The sequence below is a fragment of the Polynucleobacter sp. es-EL-1 genome, assembly GCF_018687975.1.
GTDB lineage: Bacteria > Pseudomonadota > Gammaproteobacteria > Burkholderiales > Burkholderiaceae > Polynucleobacter.
In genome coordinates this window covers 647,275-673,608 of the sequence record NZ_CP061310.1, presented here as the reverse complement: position 1 = coordinate 673,608, position 26,334 = coordinate 647,275, and the positions used below count along the sequence as shown (strand labels likewise).

General features: G+C 43.4%; 23 protein-coding genes. 14 read left to right on the top strand and 9 right to left on the bottom strand.

All coding sequences use genetic code 11. From position 1 onward, the window contains the following. Position 1: 1 nt before the first annotated feature. The 3 genes from rph to hemW are packed head-to-tail and all read left to right on the top strand — an operon-like array spanning position 2 to position 2,542. Positions 2–742 (top strand): ribonuclease PH, encoded by a 741-nt coding sequence (gene rph / locus FD974_RS03405; protein ID WP_215365816.1) that lies wholly within the window; start codon positions 2–4, stop codon positions 740–742. A gap of 14 nt (positions 743–756) precedes the next feature. Further along, positions 757–1,347, top strand: a complete 591-nt coding sequence (rdgB, locus tag FD974_RS03400) for an RdgB/HAM1 family non-canonical purine NTP pyrophosphatase (protein ID WP_215365815.1) — start codon at positions 757–759, stop codon at positions 1,345–1,347. Beyond that, positions 1,322–2,542, top strand: a complete 1,221-nt coding sequence (gene hemW / locus FD974_RS03395) for a radical SAM family heme chaperone HemW (RefSeq protein WP_371817125.1) — start codon at positions 1,322–1,324, stop codon at positions 2,540–2,542. The genes rdgB and hemW overlap by 26 nt, the downstream gene beginning before the upstream one ends. A 7-nt stretch (positions 2,543–2,549) precedes the next feature. Here the strand turns inward: hemW and FD974_RS03390 are convergent, their stop codons facing one another. Beyond that, positions 2,550–3,353 (bottom strand): enoyl-CoA hydratase/isomerase family protein, encoded by an 804-nt coding sequence (locus FD974_RS03390; RefSeq protein ID WP_215365811.1) that lies wholly within the window; start codon positions 3,351–3,353, stop codon positions 2,550–2,552. 116 nt (positions 3,354–3,469) lie between these two features. Between FD974_RS03390 and FD974_RS03385 the strand changes: the two genes are divergently transcribed. Further along, complete coding sequence (locus FD974_RS03385; protein WP_215365809.1) at positions 3,470–4,684, top strand: CaiB/BaiF CoA-transferase family protein; 1,215 nt, start codon at positions 3,470–3,472, stop codon at positions 4,682–4,684. A gap of 79 nt (positions 4,685–4,763) precedes the next feature. Here the strand turns inward: FD974_RS03385 and FD974_RS03380 are convergent, their stop codons facing one another. Together FD974_RS03380 and FD974_RS03375 are read right to left on the bottom strand one after the other, a co-directional pair. Continuing rightward, positions 4,764–6,866: an alkyl/aryl-sulfatase gene (locus FD974_RS03380; RefSeq protein WP_215365807.1), complete on the bottom strand. Its 2,103-nt coding sequence runs from the start codon at positions 6,864–6,866 to the stop codon at positions 4,764–4,766. Positions 6,867–6,959: 93 nt separating this feature from the next. After that, positions 6,960–8,405, bottom strand: coding sequence for a sensor histidine kinase (locus FD974_RS03375; RefSeq protein WP_215365805.1), 1,446 nt, complete (start codon positions 8,403–8,405; stop codon positions 6,960–6,962). A 176-nt stretch (positions 8,406–8,581) separates the two neighbouring features. Between FD974_RS03375 and FD974_RS03370 the strand changes: the two genes are divergently transcribed. The 6 genes from FD974_RS03370 (at position 8,582) to FD974_RS03345 (ending at position 14,377) form a co-directional block, all read left to right on the top strand. Next, positions 8,582–9,163 carry a hypothetical protein gene (locus tag FD974_RS03370; RefSeq protein ID WP_215365803.1) on the top strand — a complete coding sequence of 194 codons (582 nt, stop codon included), beginning with the start codon at positions 8,582–8,584 and terminating at the stop codon, positions 9,161–9,163. Positions 9,164–9,389: 226 nt separating this feature from the next. Then, on the top strand, positions 9,390–10,634 hold the full coding sequence (locus tag FD974_RS03365) for a tyrosine-type recombinase/integrase (RefSeq protein ID WP_215365801.1): 1,245 nt from the start codon (positions 9,390–9,392) through the stop codon (positions 10,632–10,634). Positions 10,635–10,636: 2 nt separating this feature from the next. After that, positions 10,637–11,134, top strand: a complete 498-nt coding sequence (locus tag FD974_RS03360; RefSeq protein WP_215365799.1) for a hypothetical protein — start codon at positions 10,637–10,639, stop codon at positions 11,132–11,134. 95 nt (positions 11,135–11,229) lie between these two features. Then, on the top strand, positions 11,230–11,418 hold the full coding sequence (locus tag FD974_RS09805) for an AlpA family transcriptional regulator (protein WP_215365798.1): 189 nt from the start codon (positions 11,230–11,232) through the stop codon (positions 11,416–11,418). Between the two features lie 92 nt (positions 11,419–11,510). Then, positions 11,511–11,999: a hypothetical protein gene (locus FD974_RS03350; protein WP_215365796.1), complete on the top strand. Its 489-nt coding sequence runs from the start codon at positions 11,511–11,513 to the stop codon at positions 11,997–11,999. After that, positions 11,996–14,377, top strand: a complete 2,382-nt coding sequence (locus FD974_RS03345; protein ID WP_215365794.1) for a DUF3987 domain-containing protein — start codon at positions 11,996–11,998, stop codon at positions 14,375–14,377. Before FD974_RS03350 ends, FD974_RS03345 begins: the two co-directional genes overlap by 4 nt. 625 nt (positions 14,378–15,002) lie before the next feature. Here the strand turns inward: FD974_RS03345 and FD974_RS03340 are convergent. The 6 genes from FD974_RS03340 to FD974_RS03315 are packed head-to-tail and all read right to left on the bottom strand — an operon-like array spanning position 15,003 to position 23,974. Beyond that, a complete protein-coding gene (locus FD974_RS03340) occupies positions 15,003–15,686 on the bottom strand; it encodes an HNH endonuclease signature motif containing protein (RefSeq protein WP_215365792.1) in 684 nt (227 codons plus the stop codon). Between the two features lies 1 nt (position 15,687). Further along, on the bottom strand, positions 15,688–17,760 hold the full coding sequence (locus FD974_RS03335; protein WP_215365790.1) for an AIPR family protein: 2,073 nt from the start codon (positions 17,758–17,760) through the stop codon (positions 15,688–15,690). Beyond that, entirely contained in the window at positions 17,748–18,692 is a 945-nt protein-coding gene (locus tag FD974_RS03330; protein ID WP_215365788.1) for a PD-(D/E)XK motif protein, read from the bottom strand. The genes FD974_RS03335 and FD974_RS03330 overlap by 13 nt, the downstream gene beginning before the upstream one ends. Then, positions 18,692–21,385, bottom strand: coding sequence for a Z1 domain-containing protein (locus tag FD974_RS03325; RefSeq protein ID WP_215365787.1), 2,694 nt, complete (start codon positions 21,383–21,385; stop codon positions 18,692–18,694). The genes FD974_RS03330 and FD974_RS03325 overlap by 1 nt, the downstream gene beginning before the upstream one ends. Beyond that, the gene (locus tag FD974_RS03320; protein WP_215365785.1) at positions 21,378–22,874 is read right to left on the bottom strand and encodes an ATP-binding protein; all 1,497 of its coding nucleotides are present in this window, start codon (positions 22,872–22,874) and stop codon (positions 21,378–21,380) included. The genes FD974_RS03325 and FD974_RS03320 overlap by 8 nt, the downstream gene beginning before the upstream one ends. Next, positions 22,874–23,974, bottom strand: coding sequence for a DNA cytosine methyltransferase (locus FD974_RS03315; protein ID WP_215365783.1), 1,101 nt, complete (start codon positions 23,972–23,974; stop codon positions 22,874–22,876). The genes FD974_RS03320 and FD974_RS03315 overlap by 1 nt, the downstream gene beginning before the upstream one ends. An 83-nt stretch (positions 23,975–24,057) precedes the next feature. Here FD974_RS03315 and FD974_RS03310 point away from each other — a divergent pair, with 83 nt between their 5' ends. From FD974_RS03310 to FD974_RS03295, 4 genes are all read left to right on the top strand, one after another. Further along, positions 24,058–24,369 carry a hypothetical protein gene (locus FD974_RS03310; RefSeq protein ID WP_215365781.1) on the top strand — a complete coding sequence of 104 codons (312 nt, stop codon included), beginning with the start codon at positions 24,058–24,060 and terminating at the stop codon, positions 24,367–24,369. A gap of 2 nt (positions 24,370–24,371) precedes the next feature. After that, a complete protein-coding gene (locus FD974_RS03305) occupies positions 24,372–24,620 on the top strand; it encodes a hypothetical protein (RefSeq protein WP_215365779.1) in 249 nt (82 codons plus the stop codon). 221 nt (positions 24,621–24,841) lie between these two features. After that, positions 24,842–25,813: a YafY family protein gene (locus FD974_RS03300; protein WP_215365777.1), complete on the top strand. Its 972-nt coding sequence runs from the start codon at positions 24,842–24,844 to the stop codon at positions 25,811–25,813. Further along, entirely contained in the window at positions 25,813–26,319 is a 507-nt protein-coding gene (locus FD974_RS03295; RefSeq protein ID WP_215365775.1) for a hypothetical protein, read from the top strand. The genes FD974_RS03300 and FD974_RS03295 overlap by 1 nt, the downstream gene beginning before the upstream one ends. Positions 26,320–26,334: the final 15 nt, after the last annotated feature.

The following is a 26,334-nucleotide window of genomic DNA, read 5'->3' as shown; positions in this document are numbered from 1 at the left end:
CATGAGCAGCCAAAACTCCAGCAATATCACTCGCCCTAGTGGCCGTGCGCCCACCGAATTACGCCCGATTACCATTAGCCGCGCCTTTACCAAGCACGCCGAGGGTTCTGTCTTAATGGCTTTTGGAGATACTAAAGTCCTATGTACTGCTAGCGTTCTAGAAAAAGTGCCTCCGCATAAAAAAGGTTCTGGGGAAGGTTGGGTTACGGCCGAGTACGGTATGCTGCCCCGCTCCACCCATACTCGTAGCGATCGTGAAGCAGCGCGTGGTAAGCAATCAGGTCGCACTCAAGAGATTCAGCGCCTGATTGGACGCGCAATGCGATCCGTCTTTGATCTCACCCTTTTGGGCGAGAGAACAATTCACCTTGATTGCGATGTTTTACAGGCTGATGGCGGCACAAGAACTGCTGCTATTACAGGTTCGTATGTAGCTGCACGGGATGCCATCAATACCCTTCTTGCCAATGGCACACTCAAAACCGATCCCATCATCGATAGCGTTGCCGCAATCTCGGTTGGTATCTACCAAGGTGTTCCGGTGCTCGATTTGGATTACCCAGAAGACTCTTCTTGCGATACGGATATGAATGTCGTCATGACCGGCAAAGGCGGTATGATCGAAGTACAAGGCACTGCTGAAGGTGCTGCATTCTCCCGCACTGAATTAAATGCTTTATTAGATTTAGCAGAGCAAGGTATTCGAGAGTTAACGCAACTTCAAACAAAAGCCTTTGAGTAAAGGGTTTAGTGCTGATGCAAAAACTCGTTCTCGCCTCCAATAATGCGGGCAAGCTTCGTGAATTCCAGGAGCTTCTGGCGCCCTTTCAATATGAGGTCATTCCTCAAGGTGCTTTAGCTATCTCGGCAGCTGATGAGCCTTATCTCACCTTTGTAGAAAATGCTCTTGCCAAGGCACGCCATGCCAGTGCGGCTAGCGGTCTACCAGCACTTGCTGATGACTCTGGTATCTGCGCCCATGCACTGAACGGTGAACCTGGCATCCGCTCCGCCCGTTACGCAGGCGTCAATGGCAACGATGCAGCCAATAATCAAAAACTGCTCTCCGCTTTGCAAGGCAAGGCAGATCGTGGTGCGCATTATGTCTGCGCCCTAGTAATGGTGGAGAGCGCCAATGATCCTGAGCCTCTGATTGTGCAAACCCGTTGGTATGGGCAAGTAGTCAATGAGGCTAAAGGAAGTTATGGCTTTGGTTATGACCCCTACTTCTTTTTGCCTGAGCTTGGGTGTACGGCTGCTGAACTTGAGCCTTCTGAAAAAAATCTGATCAGCCATCGTGGTCAAGCATTACGTGAACTGATTGCGCAATTACAAACTCGTGCTTAATTCTTCCCAATCTGCTTTGAGCAGTCAGCCGCAACTCAAGGCCTTGCCACCACTGTCTTTGTATATTCATTTTCCCTGGTGTGAAAAGAAGTGCCCCTACTGTGACTTCAACTCACACCAAATTAAAGATGTGACCTCTAGCTCCCCGCAAGGGTTTGATGAAGTGCGATATATCAATGCCCTAATTGCTGACCTAGAAACTGAGCTTCCTCGTACGTGGGGCAGACAGGTACACAGTATTTTTATTGGCGGCGGTACTCCTAGTCTGCTCTCTGCCAAGGGAATGGATCGCTTACTCTCTGATATTCGAGCACGGGTTCACCTCGAGCCTGACTGTGAGATCACCATGGAAGCTAATCCCGGCTCAGTGGAGACAGAAAAGTTTACCGCTTTTGCCAAGTCAGGAATCAATCGTATTTCCTTGGGCATTCAGAGTTTTCAAGATGCCCAATTAAAAGCCTTAGGACGTATTCATAATGGAGCAGAAGCAAAGCGCGCCATTGAAATTGCTCTCGAGCACTTTAAGTCCGTCAATTTAGATTTGATGTATGGCTTACCCAATCAAAGCTTAGAAGACGCCAAAGCAGATGTGGAGACTGCGCTCTCTTTTAAAACACCGCACCTATCTTTTTATAACTTAACGTTGGAGCCTAATACCTATTTTGCAAGTTTTCCACCCAAGCTTCCTAGCGAAGATGAGATTGATGCCATCTTCGAGCAAAACCTAGCGCTTCTTGAGGCTGCAGGCTATCGACGTTACGAAGTCTCTGCCTATGCCAAGAAAGATCAAGAGTGCAAACACAATCTGAACTACTGGCGTTTTGGGGATTACATCGGCATTGGAGCTGGGGCACATGGCAAGATTTCTTTTCCGGATCGCATTACGAGACAGGTGCGAGAGCGTCATCCGCAGACCTACATGGAGGCTATGGAAACCAAAGGTAATGCTTTAATTGAATCAAGAGATATTCCCGCTAAAGACCTTCCTTTTGAATTCATGCTCAATGTCTTGCGCCTCAGTGATGGAGTAGATACCGCTACCTTTAGTGAGCGCACCGGCTTACCGCTCAATGTCATTGCCAAACCCCTCAATGAGGCAAGTCAAAAGGCTTTATTAGATCCTCACCCCAGTAAGCTCAAAGCCACACCCCAAGGACTGCGCTATCTCAATAACCTTCAAGAGCTATTTTTATAAGCTCAGATTATTTGCCAGTCCATGTAGGTGGTTTGCCTGCCAAAAATGCAGCCACACCCTCCTTAAAATCTTCGCTGCCATAACATTCCCGAATCAGATCACTGCAATTAGGCAAGTGATTGCTCATGAGGCGCGCCAGGGTGAGTTTGCTCACCTTTTGGGTGATGGGGGCTAATTGACTAAGACGCTTCGCCAAAGCTTGTGCCTCACTCTCTAGCTCCTGTGCCGGATACGTGGCCAGGAGATAGCCTTGATCAAGCAATTCTTTTGCGGGCACTAGTTCTGCCAATAACAACATCCGCTTAACAATATGAATACCCAGATGCGCAACTAACAGAGCAATATTGCTAGCGGATAAGCAATTACCCAAGGTTTTAGCAATCGGCACACCAAAGCGCGCGTCAGGAGTCGAGATTCGAAAATCACAACAAGTGGCAATCGCAAGCCCCCCTCCTATTGCCATGCCGTCAATGACTGCAATGGTTGGTATGGGCAATATAGCTAAGGGTGCAAGATAAGCATCAATACCCGCTTCATAACTAATGCCATCTTCACCAGTCTCAAAGTTTGCAAATTGCGCAATATCACTTCCAGATACAAAGGATTTTCCGCCAGCTCCTCGCAAAATGGCGATACGTGCGGCTGGATTTTTGGCCAAGTCCTCGCAAATCTTGCGCAGACTTTGATACATCTCTACCGTCATGGCATTACGCGCTGATACATGATCAAAGGTAATAAACGCAATACCATCACGAAGTTCCAAATGAACTTGGGCTAATGGTGCGTTGGATTGGGGTGCGCTGTGGGACATGAGTGATATGCCTGAAAGCCTAAGCTACAGGCCTTCCGAAACTTTTTTGATTAATGATTTATATTGATACCTGTTCTGTAGCACTTCATTCTATACATAAAAAATATTGAGACAAAATGAACGCTTCAAATAACAAACCATTGCCCTTAGCAGGGGTTAGGGTGCTCGATGTCAGTCAAGTTATGGCGGGCCCCTACTGTTGCATGCTCCTGGCAGATCTAGGTGCTGATGTCATCAAAATTGAGCCGCCTGGCACGGGTGATCAAACGCGTGGCGCCATGGGATTTAAGATGAAAGGTTCAGATAGCATGGGCTTTCTGAATATGAATCGTAATAAGCGCAGCGTCACCCTCAATCTCAAAACTGCGGCCGGTAAAAAAGTCTTCTTTGAATTAGTGAAGACTGCAGACATCTTGGTGGAAAACTATCGACCTGGGGTCATGAAAAAACTCGGGATTGATTACCCATCACTTAAAGACATTAATCCCGGTCTCGTGTACGCCAGCATCTCCGGATTTGGCCAAACAGGCCCATGGGCAGATCGCCCTGGCTTTGATTTAATGGCTCAAGCAATGTCTGGCGTCATGAGTGTGACTGGCTACCCAGATGGTCCTCCAGTAAAGGCAGGTGTTCCCGTAGCCGATATTGGTTGCGCCCTCTTTGCAGTCTATGGAATATTGTCAGCCTATATCGGCAAGACCAAATCGGGTGAAGGTCAATTCATTGATGCTTCTTTGTTTGATTCGGCTTTAGCGTTCTCAATTTGGGATACCTCTCAGTATTGGGGTACAGGCGTTGAACCTGAAAAGTTGGGGACCGCTAATCACATGAGCGCCCCCTACCAGGCCATGAAAGCAGCTGATGGTTACTTTGTTATGGGAGCTACCAATCAAAAACTGTGGAAGCTTCTCTGTGAAAAGATTGGGCGCCCAGAACTCTTTGAAGATCCACTCTTTAAAACCAATCCACTGCGCCTAGCCAATCGTTTGATACTTGCTAGAGAGCTGGAGAAGACCTTTATTACCAAGACCAGTGAAGAATGGGTCGAGACCCTGCTAGCGGCAGGTATTCCAGCAGGCCCCATTAATACCTACCCTCAGGCATTTGATAGTGAGCACGGCCAGCACCGCAAGATGCGTATGGAGATTGATCACCCTATTGAGGGCAAGGTTCCCAATATTGGTTTTGCAGTCAAATTAATGGGGACCCCTCAGGCAGTAACAAGGCACCCCCCCTTACTTGGCGAGCACACTCAAGAGTTATTACAAGAATTGGGTATTCAGGGTGAGAGTTTGAAAGCGCTAGAAGAAGGTGGCGCTTTCACAGCTTAAATAAATACTACTTCTGGATAGGAACAATGGGCTCCAAGGAGCCCATTTTTTCTACTAAGCAGCTACTGCCCTAACTTCATTAAGCACCGTCTGAATTGGCGATTGGAGGCGCCTCAAATGGGTCTTTATTTTGTTGAGCAGGCGGAGCCTTTTTAGCCTTGGTACCCGGCATTAACTCAAAGTCCGGAGTAAAGGTAGTTAAGGTGCTTCGCAATTGATCGAATGCTTTGCGATCACCGGTAAATTGAGCCTTTCCTTCAGCCTGAAGTTTTTCAAAAGTAGTTTGACCACCCATGACTTTCTCTAGGTCACTACGATTGACGGTGATTGTTAGGCTTGGATTTTTATCCTGATAGCCCTTGATATTCGTCAGAGCAGAGTTACTCATCTCCACCACAAACTTTTCACCATTATCAGGGGTGCTTAGGTTGATAGTGAACTTCATGCCAGCTGCTTTTTTGCTATCCATACTAATTGCCAATGCATTGAGCCAAAGCTCAGTGGTCATTGCTCTGATCATGTCGGGGCCATTGGTCTTGGGGGATGCTCCAGAAGGCATGCCATGACGTAACTCATAGGCAGCACCTAGGAAGCTATTGCGCACACTAGGACTTTCTTTTTGATAGCCAATTTGCTCAAAAATATCAGCCAGCAAATCTTTAGCAGGAGTATTGTTTGGCTCTGCATAAACTAACTTATTCACGATCTCCATTGCTTCGCGGTATTTGCCCTGTTTATAGAGCTGCTTACCCTTAGCCATAATTTTGGCCGACCCTCCCATCATCTCAACATACAGCGGTGCTGAATCTTTAGGAGATAAAGGGATCAAGGTCGCTGGGTTCGCATCCCAATAACCTAAGTAGCGATTAATTACTGCACGGCTGTTGTGCTCTTCTGAGCCGTGATAGCTGTGTGCCGCCCACTGAGACTTTAAGCTCTCAGGCTGCTTGTACACGTTGTGCACTTCATTAATGGTTACACCATTGTTCGCCAAATGCAGAACCTCGTTGTTCAAGTGTGCATAACTATCGCGCTGAGTACGCATCACTTCTTGAACGCGATCATTACCCCAACGAGGCCATGAGTGAGAAGCAAACATCACCTGCGCTTCATTGCCATAACGATATAAAGCGTTGTTAATATTCTTAGACCATGCCAAGGCATCGCGCACTAAAGCGCCTCGCAAGGTGTAGATGTTATGGATGGTACCGGTAATATTTTCAGCAGCCCAAAATGCTTTCATCTGTGGGAAATACGTATTCATCTCAGCAGGCGCTTCTGTGCCAGGAGTGTTTTGGAACTCCATCTCCACCCCATCAACCGTCATCTTTTCAAATGGTTCATTGATGAGAATGGTTGGCTCGATTAAACCGAGATTTCCTGCGGCAGTATTTTTACCAATCGATTGGTCAACATGGCCGAATGGGCTGCGAGGCAACAAAACACCATACTGGAAATACAGTCGGCGTGTCATGGCATTACCCGCGTATACGTTTTCTGCAACGGCATGATCCATAAAGCCGGCTGGAGCAATAATCTTCACTTTGCCACTCTTCACATCAGCCTCATCCACTACTCCACGGACACCGCCAAAATGGTCAGCGTGAGAATGAGAGTAAACCACTGCGACTACTGGGCGCTTGCCTAACTTCTCATTGACCAACTCCAAAGCTGCTCTCGCTGTCTCTTTTGAGGTCAATGGATCAAAGACAATCCAACCAGTATTGGTTTTGACAAAGCTAATATTGGATAAGTCAAAGCCACGAACTTGATAGATTTTGTCTGGTACCACTTCATAGAGGCCATAGCCCATATTCAGAATCGCCTGACGCTGTAGTGAGGGATGCACGCTATCGAAATCTTTACCCTGCAGCAGAAACTCATAACTACCCATATCCCAGGCCACATTCCCCGCATCAGCCATGATGGTTTTATATTTGGGTGCAGCGATAAAGCCCCTTTTAGACTCTTCAAAATCACGCTTATCCTCAAAAGGCAAGGTTTTGCGCAAACCATTTTGTAGTTCCACTGTAAAAGTCGAGGGAGCCTTACCCTTGGGATCAAAGTGCTTACCCTGCATGGCACCCGGATCAGACACAACCCCACCCCCGCCAGCCGCTAAAACAGCGTTTCCAGACACAAGTGCAATTGATACAGCAATCAGGGTTAATTGAGTTTTCATGGGGGCTTCTAATTTCAGTTAATAGTTCAAAAAGCAACTTTACGAATGTAAACAGTGCCTTGTCTTTGGGCAATTAGCCCTACAGCCAATAAATTAAGACTGATCTAATGGCAAAAAGAAGATAAATTGCGCCCCACCTTCTGGAGTAGCCTCATGACGTATATGCCCACCATGCCGGGAAATAATATGCCGACAAAGCCACAAACCCAAACCCATGCCAGTTTTTTTCTGACTGCCCGCTAGTAGCTCAAATAAATGGGTTTGCACTTCCTTGCCAATGCCTGGGCCGTTATCTAACACTACCGCCTCAACACCGCCAGGAACATCACGCGTTTGAATCTGAATAGTTTTATGGGGCTTTCTTGATTCAGCTAGGCCCTGGATAGCATTGTTAATGAGGTTTAATAAAACCTGTTGAATTTCACCGCGATTCATATTGATCTTAGAGCTGGCACCGAGCTGCAGGATAACTTGAATGTTTTTTGAATGAATTTCAGGGTTTGCAATCTTCAGAACGGATTGAATCAGATCATTAAGATCTATTCTCTCTACACCAATTTTTCCATCTGAAAAAATTGATCTCAGGGATTGAATAATCGTTGCAGCGCGCTGATTGTCTGAAAGTAAAGCCGCCAAAACCTCTTTTGTTTGGTCGGGAGTCAAAACACCCTCAGCCAAGCGTTTTTGCAAGAACTGAATATTCAAATTACTAGCACCTAGCGGCTGATTTAGCTCATGTGCAATCGATGCTGAGAGAGCTCCAGTAGCAGCCGTCTTATTAGCCCTCAATAAAGAGGTGATCAATCCTTCACGCTCAAATAGCAGCTGTCTAATCTCTTTATTTTCACTCTCAGAGCGAGCATTTGCTAAGGCAATCTTCTCAGCCCAGTATCCGCCAATCGCAATATAGGAAAGGGTATTCATCACGATCTGGAAAATGGTAAACAAAATTAAAACTTGGGGTAACTGATCAACTTCGCGAATCGTTAAGCCTGAGGCTACAAGAATGGCCAACCGACCTAAAGCCAAGACCAATTCCGCTCCAGTAGCGAATTGAATATAAAAAAGCTGCTGTGACGGATCAGCCTTTCTTTTGCGTCTTAATTGAATGATCTGCCAAGTAAAAAAGAAGGCAGAAATCATGACCATAAAAGAGGTGCGCATCTCAAATGTTCCATTGATGCGCATAAACTCAAAAACAGGCACAAAAATAATGACGGAGAAAATGAAAAAATTTCTCAGCCCTTTGCTAATGGGTTGATTGAGTGATCGGCAAAATAAAAATTGCAGAACACCGGCAACATAAAATAGGGTGTTAGCAATCGTGAAATTAAATTCGGGATTTTTTGTCCCAACATGGTTGGTAGCTACACCAACTCCAAAGATGAAAAGCGCAACAATGCTTGTCCCTAAAGATCCTATCCAATAGGGGCTGGGTTTGACGCTACTTTTGACACGGAAATAGCGAAACATCCCAGCAAACAGGCCCAACTGGATGGTAGCCAGAATAAAGAAGTAGAGGGCTATAAGTAGCTTCATAAGCCATATCGTACAACGGGCAGATTCTCAGCCAATGATCATGAGATCAATTGGGAGTTTGGTGCATTATTTAGCATCAGTACTACAATCTATATAAATGCTATTTAATAGTATTTTCTACCCATCCCCTATCTTTGTATTGGGGATTTTGAATTTTCCTAAGGATCCGAATCAAGATGAAAAAAGTAATTATTGTTATTGTGCTCGCCGCCATTGCTATCGCTGCCTACATGATGTTTAACAAACCTCAAAAACCAGTGGCCGGTGTAGTCGCTCAAGAAGCAGCCTTAATCTATGATGGCGAAGTCATCAAGATTGATGCCGCTACCCGTACTGTGACCCTGAAAAACAAAGATGGCGAGACTTCTATTGTTGCTGGTCCAGAAGTAAAGAATTTTGCTGAAATTAAAGTAGGTGATCGTTTCGACGTTGTCTATGAGTTAGCTTTAGCAATCGAATTGGTTAAGGTAAAAAATCCTGGCGCCCCTAGCGAGCAAGTTACTACCACTACCGCTACTGCTCCAGCAGGTGACAAGCCAGGCATGATCACTACTAATACTGTTACTGCAGTAGCGAATGTAGTAGAGATTGATGCTGCTAAAAGCGTTGTATCACTCAAAGGTCCTGAAGGGAATATCTTCAAAGTTAAAGTTAAGAATCCAGACCTACTCAAAGATATCGCGGTAAATGATCAAGTAAAAGTGGTTTACACAGAAGCTATTGCTGCTGTAGTAACAGCTCCAGCTGCTAAGAAGTAATCAAGCGACAATTTCTAGTTACTAGAAAGACAAACCCCAGCTCTAGGCTGGGGTTTTTTATTTGGCGGAAGAGGTGTGCGGCGAATTGGGCTTTACAGAGCTTCACCATAATCTATAAATCGCCTTTAAACCCAATAAATACGGGTACTTTAAGTTATTGCACTTCATAGCACTACACCAAAAGCTACAGTAAAATTGGGTACTGGTGTGGGTACTGGAGAACTTAATGGCTGCCGAAAAATTACTAACTGAAGCTTCATGCAAAGCTGCAAAAGCTAAGGCCAAACTTTACTATTTGAACGATGGCGCTGGGCTGCGTTTACGTATCCGTCCCGACGGCAGTCGCACGTGGATATATCGCTATCGGCTTGGCGGCAAAGAGATGTCTTCTGGACTTGGCGCCTACCCAAAAGTTACTTTACAAATCGCGAGAGCGAAGATTGATGAAGCCAGGCAGCACGTTGCTAAGGGCGATAACCCGTCTACTGTTAATCGAGTAGCAAAGGCAAACCAGATAACCAAGGGCGAGGCTACCTTCGGTGCTATTGCTAGAGAATGGCTTGCGCATAATGAATCCGAATGGAGCGCGCATTATTACGAGCGAAACGATGGACTGTTAAAGCGCTACCTACTGCCAGACCTGGAAAGAATGCCAATCGACTCCATTAAAGAGGCATATCTTTATACGATCATTAAAGCGTCCTACGACAAGGGTACAAAGGAATCAGCGCGTAGAGCACGTGGAATAGCAGCGCAAATATTCTCATATGCAAGAGCAACCCACAGGGGAACTATTAATCCAGCGCGAGATATGGCTGACAACCCCTACTTTAAAAAGCCGCCAGTTAAGCATTTTTCCGCCCTACCCCAAAACAAAGTAGGCGACCTGATTAATGCGCTAAATGTAACTGGTACAGATCAAAAACTTGATGCCAAGACTGTTTGCGCCTTACGCCTAGCACTCTACACTGGCCTAAGAGATAACTCCATCCGTGGCGCACTATGGGGTGAAATTGATTTTGAAAATGCCACCTGGACTATACCCACCACGAGAATGAAAAGTGGCAGAGAACATCAAGTCCCACTTCCATCACAGGCAATTTCTGCTCTGCTCTCAATCAAGCCGCTAACGTATCGCGACAGTAATAGCTACATTTTCCCAGGCAGAGGCAAACATAAAATTATGTCGGAGAATACTTTACGACTTGCCTTACACAGACTTGGGTTTGTAGTAACAGCTCATGGGCTGAGGTCCTTAATTACAGATGTTTTAAATGAAAATAGATTTAATCCAGATGCTATTGAGCGGCAACTAGATCATGCAGAGAAAAACAAGATTCGCAGAGCCTATCTACGCTCTAACTTCATGGATGAGCGAATCAAAATGATGCAATGGTTTGCAGACTGGTGCGATGCAAAAGCTACGGGCAACCAAATGAATGCGAATGTTACTTCACTTAGGGCAGCTTAAATATGGCTAAAAAAGGTTACGTAACTCGACATGTCATAGAGGATGCTATTACCAATCATCTTGTTAAATGCGGCAAAACAAGCAAGGAGGCGACGGAAAGATCTCGCAACTACATTTCAGATTTTAAAAAAGAGGTTCCCGATCCAATAAGGTCGAAAGTCATTTTGAATGAAGGCGAGCGAGAGCGTGAGCAATACAGATGCCAAGACCTTGGTGAGTGGCTATATAAACGTCGAGGGCCATTAAAAGAGTTCCGCACTCCCGCGTGCCCTTTCAAGGCAAGCTTTAATGTGTCCGTAAACGAAGTTATCGAGATTAGTGCAATCCCCACAGACCTTAGCGATGCAGAACGAAATGATCCCGATGCTATGTTTGCCATAACAATCGAAAAATCTTTAGAAATTGAAAAGCTGAAAGCGGAGATTGCTAAATATAAAGAAAAAGAGGCGGCAACCAAGAAAAGACAGGGTATGAACTCTAGGGGGCGCCCAAAACGCTAGCTAATCTAAGCATTGTTGTATAGGAAATACATAGCCAACTTAAAGCAATCCTATATTTTTCAATGGAGTCTTCATAACCACTGAGGGCTCCATAAATGCCAATAAAGATCTATCGCATCAAAGAAGTTTGTGAAATCACAGGCCTAAGGCCTTCTTCGATTTACAAGCAAATCCGACTTAATCTCTTCCCTCCAGGGGTCAAGCTCACTGCAAGAAGTACGGGCTGGCCAAGTGACGCAATCGACGCGTGGCTTAAATCCCGCATCGCTGCAGAGCGCCTATGAAATCCAAGATAAAAATGAGTCAGATCGTGCCGCAACCCGAATCTAACTCTACCCCCCTACCAACTTCACATTAATTAATGAGGCACTAATCCATGCTAGCTAAACAATCTACAAAACGCAATCCCACAAAGCAAATTTCATTTGACAGCTTGCCTATATGGCAGCAGCAAATTATTTCATCCATTAAGAGTCTTCGGTATGCATCTGGCCTTAATGCTGATCCGTGGAATAAATTTAATAAAAAAGCTATTCAAAGTCTTCGGCCATATATCCCATATCTTGTTCACGAGACCGAAACTCCTGGTGTATACATCTTAGTGAATCGAGACTATAGGCCTTTGGGAACTAATTGGTCAAACATGGTTGATTACAGCGCCTATACGCACATGCATATTAGTCATGCTGAGGTTGTTCAAATAAGGCCGCACTATTTTCACTTCCAGGGATGGGCAAATAGCGTCGATGGTAATTTTTTTATGGATGACACTGCCCCATGGATCTCAAAAGAAAATTCCAAGGATGTACTCGTTCGCTTGGAGGCACTGATCACAGCACTTGCTACCAAAGGGGTTGCTCTATGAATGCACTAATAAGCGAATATATAAGTCATGGCCTTGCATTGGTACCTATTCCAAAGGGAGAAAAAGGGCCTAAAGCTAAAGGGTGGAATAACCGTGAGAACGCAGTCACAGACCCAAGGCATGCTTCGGCAATTAGTGGAAATGTTGGAATCGCGCATCTTTACTGTGAACCATCAGCCACTGCCGCACTGGATATTGATGACTTCACTTTAGCCAGTAAATACTTGGCAGATCGGGGGGTGGACTTACAGGCTCTTTTGGATGCAGATGATGCATTACAAGTTAGCTCGGGTCGCAACAATCGGGGTAAGCTGTTATACAGATTACCTCCAGAGGCTGGCTTCATGGAAACATGCCAGATAACAGATCCAGAGACAAAAGCTATGGTCTTGGAATTTCGTAGTGCATCAAGCAATGGAAAAACCGTTCAGGATTTATTGCCACCCTCTATTCACCCAGAAACTGGTGCGGAATATAAATGGGCTGGTAAGGGGGATTGGCGTCACATACCCATAATCCCCAAGCAGTTGTTGCAAGTGTGGCAAGAGAGAACAATACCAAAAAATGCCGTTGTGCAAGGCAACTCTCTTTTAGACTCACTATTACAAAGTTCACCGCCGGCAACAAACTTACACCCTTCTGATATTCAAAATTTACGCAGCGCCCTACTTCACATTCGAGCGGATGATCGCAAAGATTGGATTAAATCCGGTCTTGCTTTAAAAAACCTTGGTGATGTAGGCCGTGGCTTATGGATAGAGTGGTCAATGACCTCTAAAAAGTATGATCCATTTGATGCGGCAGACACTTGGGACTCGTTAGCTCCAACAAGCATTGACTATAGGCATATATTTGCCGAGGCACAGCGACAAGGCTGGATAAATCCTGCCAAACGAAGTAATGCAGATTCGCCTGAGTCGCCACCAGATCAAATTGATTGGCCAGAACCTCAAAAATTACCTGGAGATTTGCTCCCTGTCCTAGAGCTCGATCCAGAATGGCTACCTGAGGGATTGCGAAAAGGCTGCTTAGATATTGCTGAGAGACTAAGCTGCCCACTTGACTATGTTGCCATCCCCACAATAGTTGGTGCCGGCACCGCATTAGGTAACACTGTAGGCATTCTTCCCAAGGAGTTTGATGACTCATGGGTTGTACATGCTGGCTTTTGGGGAGGGATTATCGGCTCCCCAGGTTCAATGAAGACGCCAGCCCTTAATGCATCACTTAAACCGCTTCAGCACCTAGAAGATATCGCAGTAGCTCAATATAAAAAAGACTGTGCACAGTATCGCACTGACAAGATAGCATTTGATAAAGCAATGACATCGTTTAAGTCTGGAAAATCGACAACTTTCCCAGTCGAGCCAATAAAGCCAATAAAGGCTCGATACATAGTTAACGATGTAACTTACCAAGCATTAGGCGAAATACTGTCTGAAAACCCCAGGGGAATACTCGCTTTAGCAGATGAGCTTACCGGCCTCCTTCAATCTCTGGATACGCCAGGACAAGAAGCAGCGCGTGGCTTTTACTTATCAGGCTGGGGCGGACAAGGTAACTATACCTTTGATAGAGTAACTCGCGATTCCATTACCTTAACTCGCTATCAATTAGCAGTGTTTGGTGGTTTCCAGCCAGACAGAGTTAAGGCGTATGTTCGGCACGCTCAAAGCGGTAACTCCAAAAATGATGGATTACTGCAGCGCTTCCAACTTTTAGCTTGGCCAGACCTAACTGGCGACTTCGAACTCATTGATAGGCCATCCAATAAAGAGGCTCTTGCACAAATGCATCAGGCAATCGACTCCCTAAATCAACTCAGCAACACAGGTATAGCTGGTTCCACCAAAAATTCAGCTGGAGTATTGCTTTTACATTTTGATATCGCAGCGCAGGTGCTATTTAATGACTGGTATCAGAGGAATGAAAAAATGCTACGTACTGGGGCGCTTGCTCCAGCTGAGCACAGTCACTTTGCTAAATACCGAAGTCTAGTTCCAGGATTAGCGTTATTGTTCCACTTGATAAACGGTCATCAAGGACCAATATCTGAAGCAAGTCTTAGAACAGCACTTCAATTTGCAAAGTATCTGAAGTCCCATGCCAAGAGAACTTACGGCTCAGTTAATGGGCTGGATTCCGCCCCCACAAAAGCGCTAGCCAAGAAGCTATTACAAGGCAGGTTAGTGGACGGCTTTACACAGCGCAACGTTCTTCACAAGGGCTGGGCAAACCTGTCAAATAAAGATGCAGTGTTTTTGGCAGTAAATGCACTGGTTGAACATAACTGGCTAACTGAGCATTTATCTGAAAACGGAGGAAGAAAGACGACTGTTTACAAAATAAATCCGCGCATTTCTGAGTCTTATCTATGAGCAAGGCTTCGTGGGTTTTGTGGGTACCCCCCCACCGTATTTTTGCAATTGTTCATTACCAGTGAGCTAAAAAATACGGTGGGGGTATACCTACGAAACCCACGAAATGCCCTAATAAACCCTTTTAATACGGAAAATAAAATAGTTAGCCACCCAAGGACCCCCTACACCATATTTTTTTAAATGTCTAATACCGCACTATGTTACCCAGCGTACTAAATGGCGCCAAACAATGTCAAGTTCTGACTAGGCATGGGCAGCGCTGCAAGAATCCATGCGCATATAACTCTAGGCATGCGTGTGCGATACACCAACCTCAATATCCACGTAATGTGCCCAAAGGTGCAAAGCATTGGCGATTTAAAAACGGTGAAAGGACCAAAGAGGCAGAGTCCGAACACAGGCGGGCTTCTATTGCTCTTTTAGTTTTGCGAGATATTGGGGACTGTTTAAATATGTTTACTGGAACCCATACCAGGGGTAGAAAACCTACAGGCTACATAAAGCCGAAATTAAGCCCGCAAGAAAACGTTTTGGAATTGATTGAAAAATTAATTAGTGGAAATCAATAATGTTTCAGAATAATTTTCGCAAATACACGACTACAAAAAACCAATACGGACGATCACCTTTCTAGCCTAGCAATTCGTTCATATAAGGATTCAACGATAACATCTCTTGACTCAGAATAGTGCAAGGCTTTATGGCAATTTGGACAAACTGCTACAGCATTTTCCGGAGTATCAGCCCCAGAGTCAGCCAGCCTTTTTACATGGTGAACTTCGAGATAAGGGATTCCAGTTGAGGATATGAATGGGGCTTGGCAATTGCAATTCTCACAAACTCCATTGGCATTGACCAAGAGCCAGGCTTTCACGTCAGGATCTCTTGCGATTAAAGTTATCGTTGATTGCCTGCTACCAGGATGTACATTCCCGATAGGCTTGTCAATTTTCCCACTTTTTACTTTATTTGCTACCTCAATCTCGAACGGAGCGCTAGAAAAGTCAGTAGCTCCCTCGGCTTCATTGAGACACTTCTCTATTACCGCCATAACATTAGTGCCGACATTGGAAAGCGGTTTTAAACCCTTTATCCAAGATCTTCCATGAAGAGCAAGCACTGCCGAGATATTACTCATGCGCATCTCGTAGGATTTTTCAGACCTACCCCACTTCTCGGAAAGTGTTTTATATATTTGCTTTTTTACAATCTTATTTCCAAGTGCGATATCGTTTTGCATGGACTTATATGCAATAACCGCATCCCTGATTTCATCTTCTTCCCATAGAGAATCGGCCAAACTCATATTACCCCCTGAAATGTGATTCATAGTCAGTCAGAATCTTATTTAAAGCTTTGCACTGATGGTCAGTTAGGGAATCTGGTCTAGTTGCCGCCCTGCGAATGAGGGTCAGTTTTGCCGGATTATCTTGATTGGTATCTATGACATAGGCCTCGACATTGGCCCACTTCTCAGGTGTGATGGCTTTAATTGTGACCGCGAGGTCCTGATTATTTCGTAACGTTTGATTAAGCCGCTCATAAAATACGGCGTCTCTTAACTCCCTAGCGCCAATTGTTGACTTCTCAATGCTTGATATATCAAGAGTTGAACTATCACTTTTAACGACATTCCAAAAAACTTCTCTTTTTGCATACTCTGCAACGTTACCAAAAGGCCTATCAGATGCATGCATTAGAGTGTTGACCCTTTCGGCAACCTTAAGATAAAGATCTTGCAATTCCTGAGGTACCTCCTGCCTTCGCCAAATTAAGTCGTAGTCAATCTCCTTAGAATGTCTCGACAAGGCATTTGCTACATAAGAAATTGTGTATGGAACCAGCTTATCTCGATGGCCAAGGTACCAAGAACCCTTCTGAGAGGCGATTAAATTCTCAATGGTTTTAAAAATAATTGCCTTGGCAATAGAGGCCTTATAAAAACCTTCGTTAATGTTCGCCTCGGAAGATTCCCACAATTTTGCAATGTTGTCAGCAAATCTACCGAAGTTAAACTCAGCCCCTTTGCTGACCACAAAAGGAATCTTTTCAAATGAATTAATGTATTTAGCTAATGAGGTTTTGGTAATTAACTGCTGCTTAGGGTATAAGGTCTGAAACTTAATTCTTTCAGTCTTAGTCATATAAGCCTGTTCATTCACATACTGACCCCTAGCGCGCTCATAAAACCACCTCTCACCGACCAAGAAACCGGGTTTAGGGTGTGGCGTGATTTTTCGGGAAAATTGCTCAAATCTAATATGAAATGGGTGATTAGAAAATAAATCTGCTTCGGTTACCTTATTTTGCGAATTTGCATATCTGGATATAAAAGGAACGATGTCAGAGGCCTTTTCTTGGCTAACTATAGACAACTTCATCTGAACGAATATTTCTGAGATATCAAAATTATCTTTAGTGGCAGCCGAATAGAGCGATGCTGTTGTCTGCCCGCCATTCACAATTTGAAAATTCTTTAGTGCCGTTATGTACAACCCATCCTTGCGCTCCTCTAGAGTGGCTGATTCAGCTGTTGCAGTAATGCCATTATTAAAAGCAAAAAACTTTGATGGTGAAGACTTAATAGTCTCCCTAATGCCCTTATTAACTTTTACTTTTGATGTCAAGAAGCTACGAACGTTTTGCTCAAGTAGTCGCCCTCCCCATCTCGAATAAATGTCAATAAGCGTTGAGGCTGGGATAGCAGCCAGCACTGATGTCATGTCCGCATCCGCCTTAGATGCTAGCAAGGCTTTTATCGGGCGATCTGACAAATCAATTTCAAGGTCTTCACGCTCCCTTCCGGATAGCTCGAGTTGAAAAAATCGATTAAGGTCCCAAACGATTACATCCGCCTTTACGCCATGAATTTCAATTGGTGGAATACCACTAATTCGGGAGCTAGCTGGTCGGTTAGAGATAACAAATATTCGAAAATTATTGGCGTTACTCTTAAAATTATTTTTAATTTCAAGAGCTGTTTCAAAAGCGAATCCACCGGGTTCAAAAAAAGTATATGGGTCCTTCTCAAGAGAATACTCAACAAATCTCTTAACTTTTCTTAACAATGAATCTAAATCTGTTTTTATTAAATTCGATGGCGTTGGTGAGTTATCGAATAAGGATACGAAGAGAGAAATTGCACCGGTTGATGCTTCGGAGATATTATCAACGGAGATGGCGTCAATCCTCCACATACCCGAGGAGTCATTCCCATCTTCATTTAGATCGTAATCATTGATTTCACCACAATCAACAAGCTTATCCAGGGCCTGCCGAAGGAAACTGATTTCAACCGCCGATCCATCGATATTGGCAGATAGATTAATATCTCCAAGCAATGACTCGTAATACTCCTGTACTGTAATTAGCTCATCCATAACTCAACTAATTCGCCCTCTTTAATTTTGTAGTTACTGCACTTATCCAAATTTAATTCATATCGACAACTGATAATCTCACTAGGTATGCTAGATCTGATTACTCGAGGAAATCCGGCGGAGATTTCATAAAACTCTGGTAGACCAATCTTCATTCGATAGCCTTCATACTCTCCTTTTATATAACCAGCAAGAAGCAACAACTGGTTAAACATAAGTAAATCTTGTTGCCCTAAATTATTGGCAACATCACAGACTAGACTATCAAGCGTCTCAAAGAATTCGCCCTCCTTAATTTGTGCAACAGGGTATACGCCCAAGAAAAGTGGGGTACCAGAGTCCAGCTGCTCGAGCGATGAAATTTTGACGACATTTTGAGATGTGGAGCGAGCCTTAATCTCAACTGCTTTTCCTTTATTGTTAGAAATAAAGTCTTGCGAACTACCCTTTGAGGCCGACCATCCATCAACCCTCTCTAAAAAATCAGCTGAAAGCCATTTTTTTAAAAATGATAGTTCCGCCGCCAATCCATAAACCTCATTTTTTCGCAATCCTTTGTATCCGCGTGCAAAGAGTTTGGTCCATGCCGCTATTCGATCACCAATCAATCTAACAGCTTCAGGCAAATCTTGAGCGGAAATTGCCGCAACAATAAGATCTCTACAAAGAACCTCAAATATTCCAAAGAATTCAGCATCTCGGCAAACTATAGTCAGCAAGTTACCGATGTGAGGGACATTTTTAACCTCAACCTCAAAGTATTTTGTTGACGCAATATTTGAAATATCAACGCCTCCATGAAATTCCAAGACGATTCCAACGCCACTATCAGCAGTTTTTAGCCAGCTCCAATTGCCATAGGATGCTTGATGCTCCATCCGCAAAGAGAAAGTACCCTTCTCAGGAGTTGTTAGGCCTTCCCAGATAAGCATTAAAACTCCTCCTCCCCATCATCATCTCCAAAATACCGCTTTATATAATCAGGCGTTGCAATGCACTTCACAGACTTACTTGAAGAAGAGGTGGTTGGAAATAGAATTGTTAATCCAAAAAACTCTCTACCCTTAACACCCAGCAAATGATCCGGAACCTCAAAATCTTTTGTTGGGTTACCCGCCTTAATGGAGTGAATAATCAACGTTGGTAACGTCTTATCGGGAACCAATTCAGAAATATCACCTGTAGAGAGTTGCCTGTTAGCACTTAATGGAATGCATGTTGAGTCCCGCTGACGATCCCAAATTTTCAAAAATATGCTTCGCTCTTGAGAATTAATTTCTTCACCCAAGGCATCACTTAGAGCCTCTGACCGGCCAAACTCTGAAGAAGCGGTCTTTCGGCTAAAGAAAATTACGTTCCAAATCTTCAGTTCGCTATGCATTAATTCACTGATGTAATCGCGAAAATATTTTTCAGGAAGGTCCTTATTCCCACGTTGATATTTATAGTCAATCAACAAGGGAATAACCACATCCCCGGGAATATTTAAAAAACACTTATGCCTGCTTGAGCCATCCGCACTTCCCGTATAGGTAGATGGATAATTTTTTGCTAAATTTTTAACAAATGAAAGCACAAGATCCTCATTAAAACACTCGATACTCGGATCTACATTAAAAAAGTACGTCTCTCGTTTTTTATCCGAAAATGAAACGCTATGTGTAACTTCTACACCAAGCTGCATTTTATTTTTTGCTGTAGGTAGAAGACCTGGATAAGCAGAAACTTTCATTCCAAATTCTCTTGGCGTCATTTTTTGCTTATTCATTTGAATAATGTCAGACCGCAACTCCTCAGTAGCCTTTGTAGCATTTTGATAGGCATCCGCAACATGCGGCATGCACCATAAACGGAGAAGATCCCTGAATCCATCTCTGTAGCCAAACCACCTACCCATTTGCATAATGGTGTCATACATAGTGGAGTTTCTATATAGATAGCTAATAGTTAATCCGTTCAAGGTAAGGCCCCTTGATAATGTGAGGCCACCAATTGCAATTATTTTTTTCGGTGAATGCTCATCCCACTTTAAAGAATCATCCGAGTCACCATTGATTGAGACTACAGCCGGCTTATCCATCGAAATCAGAGCCTCGCGGACTTGCTGCCATGTAACAGGGATATCAACTAAATTCTCAAATGAATCAGAAAATTCCGTTTTTAAAGCTATAGCATTCGGATCGTTTGATGAATCCGCCAACTGAGAGACAGAGATAGATCTATTGATGTTATCAACAACATCGGAGACTAGAGGTTTAACTGTATTTTGAGTATTTTTAAGCGTTGATATGTTTATCAACATACTGTCAAAAGAGTTCTCCTGATTAGGTGGGATTAGAGCAGACGACCTTCTTATATCTTTTATAGCTGAAGCAATAAAAAATTGTCTTATTGCCTTATGTAAGGATGGCGGAAGCTCTACAAGCTGGGCTTGAGCTTGAGCTTTCTTCTTGGAAGCAAAATAACTATCCGCATCCTTAATGTATTCAAGAGCCCTTTCTGATGTTTCATCATTAACAAAAAAGAAATTGCCACCACAATAATTGTCGGGAGGACTTAAAGAGACAATAAAATCTGTTGGAAATAGCTCCTTTATATCCGCGGCATCATATGAGTCGTCTGGCGATATAAAAATATTTGCAAAAGGCGTCGCTGTATAACCAACATAGGTGACTCGGGCACAGCTATCAATTAGTCGACGTATCGCGTGATTAATAACCTTTGGTTGCTCATCTACCTTGCCGGTATTTACCGAGGCATTATCTGCCTCATCATCTATGATTAAAAATGGTTTTTGAACCTTATCAGTTGAATTTTTCTTTTGAGAATTTATCCATGAATTAATTTCATCAAGTACAGATTTATTCTTTTTTGCAACTATTAAAATCGGCTGGGTAACGCTATCTATAGGAAAAACTCGGGAACGCTTAAAATCTGTAACTACATCCGTAAGGCAGAATGGTTTTAGTGATCCATCTACATGACCTACCCCTACCGTTCCCGCTGCATTCATAGCCTGCTGGTTTCCGGCCCTAGATTTTTGACCGACAAAATCTTTATCTAGCCTCTCTTGAGTCTGGCTTCGTAAATCCTCCGTAATGCCAGTTAAAACAATAATTACTTGATAACCTACATCACAAGCCTTATTTATGAGAGCAGAATAATTAAGTGTTTTACCGGCCTGTACATCACCAACAACCATTCCCTTGCAATTAAAGTACTCGAATGATTTCGGATCAGCCATTCTCCCTAAAATTTTATTGGTGTCTTCATTTAGGCGACTTAAAACAGCGTTTGGTATGTGATCTTTCTGGACTAGGTATTTATAGAATCTGGCCCAGTAGCCACCCAACATCTCAGGCTTGAACCATTCTTTGAATGGCTTGTTATCCACAATGATTACTGCGTCCTCAACAGTAACGTCAATTTTCATCCTTACTAAGGAGACTACCCGCTCCTTAGCCGCTTCATTTAAAGGGTAATTCAAATTCTTTGCTAAAAGGTCTACGTTCTCACTTATCCACGCTGGTCGTACCGACCCTGTTAAGGCGGAGTTTGATGCAAGCCTGAGAATCTCTCGCGCAATAAGATCAACAAAAAAGGCTTCTTTATTTAAGTCATTCATTTTCAAAAAGATCCTTATAGTGATTTATTAGATCATCAAGCTCTTTGGGATTTAGCTTATAGAGACCGCACCCCATCACAGTTGCCTTAAACATATCGAACGAAAGACCAGCTTCCGACACAATTTCTGCGAGCTCTGATATTTGGCTTTCCGTTTCTTGTATAGACCTTGGAATACTGCCATCGCCTGCTACAACATCATTGGAAATTAAATCGACAGGGAATGTATTTTCGATAAACACTAGCAAATCATCAACCAACTCATCTTTTCCATCGAAGCTTTCCAATAATTTCTCTACAATAGGATGGGACCTATCAATCTGATAAGTAATAGATTTTGTTTCTTTATCGTATATTCGTTCCCATACAGAATTTGGGTTTGACTTCTTCATCTGTACACGCCTAACAAAAACTTCGTTGGATCTATTCGAGATACCCCGAATTAAATCCCTCAATCTCGATCTAAGAGCGATTGGTAAGGTAGCAGTAGACTTCTTGATATCAAGCTGCCACAGATGATCTGCATCATTTCCAAAACAAATCTCCAACCTAGCTAATTTATTAGCCTCCGTCTTTCTCACAATCTGCTGCCAACCTCCGTAGGCAATTAATCTATTGTTTCTGTAAAGATAGAGGCCCTGTGAGCCCGTATGCTCAGCATCGATTGAAATTTCCCTTTCTCGAGCCGCCCCTCCCATTCGACTGATGTGCGGTAATAAATAACCAGTTATTGATATTTCCGAACTATCGACACTTCTTGTCTCCTTAAAAAGCAATTGCGATGTTGCATATCCATCCTTGCCTTTCGTTGCAAATGGATCCATTGCCTTTAAAGTGCTATCGTTAACCTTGATATTAAAGTTTGATTTATCAATATATTTATGAAATATCAGCGACAGTTTTTTCTTTAACTCATCAAAAAGTCGATTTAAATGATTCGCAACTTCATCGCCCCCCTCCGAGTCATTTATCAATCTATCGCAATCCGACCAAATGACAGCAGTCCCAACATCGAAGGGCTTGATCTTAAAAGTCAATAACTCATTGCAGCAATCATCATGACTAAGCTCTCGAGCCTCCCATTTATTTGACGCAATAACAACATTTAAATCCCATTCGATACCATAATAATTTTCATCCAGACTAGCTCTTGATATAACAGTCAATCTTTTAGCCTGTGAAAATGAAGCAGTTTTTAGACCTAAGCCGAATCTACCAAGGTCATCCGCCCCCCTCTTCTCTCCTGGACCACGCCCCCCAAGTGACATGGCTAAACGTAGTTCGGGAGGAGACATTCCACGTCCATCATCAACAATGGTTACAGAAACTGATTTGTCGTTTAGGTAATTTAAATTAACCGCGACCTTTGATGCGCCAGCACTAATTGAGTTATCAATAATGTCTGCTACTGCAGCATCAAATGAGTAGCCAATGCTTCGAATAGATTCAATTAAAGAACTTGCCGGGGGCGAAAGATCAATCATGTCCATTACCTGCCCTTACCATGCAGAGAGGGAGCATCAATTGAGCTGTAAGGTATTCCAAGGAGAGTCTTCACTACGGCCTCAAAAATAACCTTTGCCCCCAACGGGGGCACTGCCATACCAATTTGCCTACGAACACTTTCCTTGGAGCCCATAAATTCAAATGAATCCGGGAACGTTTGAAGCCTCGCTCTTTCACGATTCGTTAGCGCCCTTGGCTCTCTCCAGTGGTACACATGCGTTCCACCACCACCCGATCCGGTGATCGTATACGAAGGTTTATCTGCCTCAAGTCGTTTATAAATTTGACTTAATTTCGCGCCCTTTACATTAAGCTTCAAGTGCTTAGGCAAAGATGCATTCCAAGCATTTTGCCCAGGGAGAATATGCTTCAGACGCTCCACTACTACAGGCGACTGAATAGTTTTGTCGTGGTTGTATGCGTTACTTGCTATAGGCCTTGCCTCAAGCGCATCCGCAACACTTTTAAATTTATTTTTATGGGTTGGCGTAGGGACTCTAAAAATCAAATCTAATGATTTTTTAATGCCCACAATAATCAGACGGTGCCTAGCTTGCGGGACACCATATTCTTCAAACTTATATAAGTGCGGTGTAATTGAATATCCAGCAGCCTCTAGTTCATGAAGTATCTTAGCGATAGCATCACCATTGTTTGCGCTAGTGATACCTCCTACATTTTCAGCAATAAAGAAGCTTGGCTGAAATTGCTTTAAAGCTTTAATTCCATATGTATAAAGAGGACCAAATTGACCATGCATACCCTTCTGTTGACCAACGAGACTAAAGTCATTGCACGGAAACCCAAATGCGAACCCATCTATATTGCTTGCAATATTATTTAGATTTTGAAAATTGAAGGTTTTTATATCCTCACAAAAAACTGAGTCTGGAGATGCGCCCTTAATATTTCGGATATAGGTCTCACAAGTCGACGCATGATTATCTACAGCCCATGCGTGCTCCAATTCAAATAACTGCGTTTTTTTTGCTGCTAAATGAGCTCCATATGCAATACCGCCTGGTCCTGAGAAAAACTCTCCCAGCTTTATTTTCTTCATTCGCTTATTTACTTGTTTTTGCATGTTTTTATTATGGGTTACTACTAGCTCATTATTTGAGCCTTTAAACCTTCATTATTACTCATAGATTTTATAAGGAGGGTTAAATGAAGGCCAAAAACACATTATTAATCATTGTTGGTTCGGTAATCTCTGCTTTCACCGCAGCACAAACAATAAATATGGAAAACAGCCCATACAACATGCAGAACAGCCCATACAACATGGAAAACTCGCAGTACAACATGCGCAACAGCCCATACAACATGGAAAACAGTCCTTACAATGCAAGCGCTAAAAATGGGGTTTATGACAACTCGGGAAACAGAATTGGCTATGAGGTAAAAGCTCCAAGCGGCGTTACGAATTACTTTGATAACTCCGGAAATAGAGTTGGCTACACACCGGCGAAGAGGTAGCCATGATCTATAGCGCCTTAATTATGAGCATCGTGGTGCCATTACAAATCTCGTCTAGCAATCCACTATTTAAACCATTTATCGTGCAAGCAACATTAGATGCGGCTGTTATTGCCGGCATGCCTTCCTCAAAAGCTGCAAAAAAGTATGCCTTAAAGGCTCAACAAGCCGACACCCTAATTGCCGAATCATTTCTCTCTTCTGAGCCGGTTAGCTGGCGAAGACTTTATTTTAGAAAACTCTTCTCATAGCGGATCCATGATGAAAAAATTAATTGGCAGTTTATTTCTGCTGTTGATATCAAATTCAGCATTTGCATACCCAAAATGCACGCTATATGAACCCTATCGATGCATACCAGCCTATGGAAATAAGATCATTTGTGGTTGCGGGTTATAGCCCACTATTTAAAGCTCATCTCATGAGCTAGTACGGTAAGATCTTAACTTCACATACTTAAAGATCATTAATCATGAGTGATATAGAGCGCTTGCATCGCATTAAGTACATGATTCAGCAACGTAAGTGCGTCCCGCGTGATGCCTTTCTATCTGAGCTCGAGATATCTCCCGCCACCTTTAAGCGCGACCTAGAGTACCTGCGCAGTCGTTTAAAAGCCTCTATCGTTTATGACCGCTTTATGGGGGGTTATAAGTTTGAGAATCCAGACCAAGTGGATAAGATTGAAATGCCTGGGCTTTGGTTCTCAGAAAAAGAAGCGACTGCTCTTGTATTAATGCAGCACTTACTTTCTTCATTGGATCAGGGCGGCTTAATTGGGCCCCATATAGAACCACTTACCGCCATCATTGATGGCATCTTAGGTCAGAGCGAAACATCTGCCAAGGAATTGCGTAAGCGCATAAAGGTAGTAGGTATAGGATCTCGTAAAAACTCTATTGAAAATTTCTCCGAAATTGGCGCAGCACTCTTAAAGCGTAACCGCCTAGATATTGCCTATTACTCTAAAAGCAGTGATGAAACCACAGAGCGTGAAATCTCCCCGCAACGGCTAATTTATTACCGAGAGAATTGGTATCTAGATGCCTACTGTCACCTTCGCAATGATTTACGTAGCTTTGCAGTTGACGGTATTCGTAAAGCAACCCTTTTAAATAAAAAGGCGGAAGAAATATCGGACAAACAATGTCAGGAGCATTTCGCCGAGAGTTATGGAATCTTCTCTGGTAAAGCCACCCAAAGGGCTAGGCTACGCTTTACACCTGAACATGCTCGATGGGTAGCTGGCGAGCATTGGCATGGCCAGCAAGTAGGCGCCTTTGATAAAGATGGCTATTACAACCTTGAGTTTGATTACAACCAGGATCCTGAGCTAGTGATGGATATCCTAAAGCATGGATCTGGAGTTGAGGTTATTGGACCGGCAAACCTTAAAAAGCGCATTAAAGATGAACTCACTAAATCACTGAAACGATATTACTAATGACAGCCCTTCTAAGAGAACCATCTCAGCTACTGACGAGAGAGTCGCCCAGACAAATCATTTATGAAGACTTCAACATAGATCTTCCCATCGCCGGCGGCTGGGGCTACGACCTTGACACGGCTTGCGTAATAAATAAATACGATTCAATGGTAAACCCAAACATGCCATTTGATGGCGTAGGCATTGAATACCTCTTTGTAGAAAAAAGAATTTATGAGGAAATGATTATTTTTCGCCAATCCGATGAAAAGTATTCTGGAATACGCTGGGATCTTGAAAAGCAAGAGCTTATTTCTCGAGATGACAGACGCTATGACAAGCTAGTCTTTAGTGTTCTTGGGTTCTCTGATGCCGCATGGAGCGAAATCACCGATCGTTTTGAAGCAATCCAAAAGAGTGGTGAGCTTGAAAAAATGGTGGAATTAGATCGCCATAGAGAATCCAAGGCCTATCGATTCAAAAGAGAGTTTTATTTCGAAATTACAAGTTTCTATGGGACTTAAACGGAGGGGGTAAGA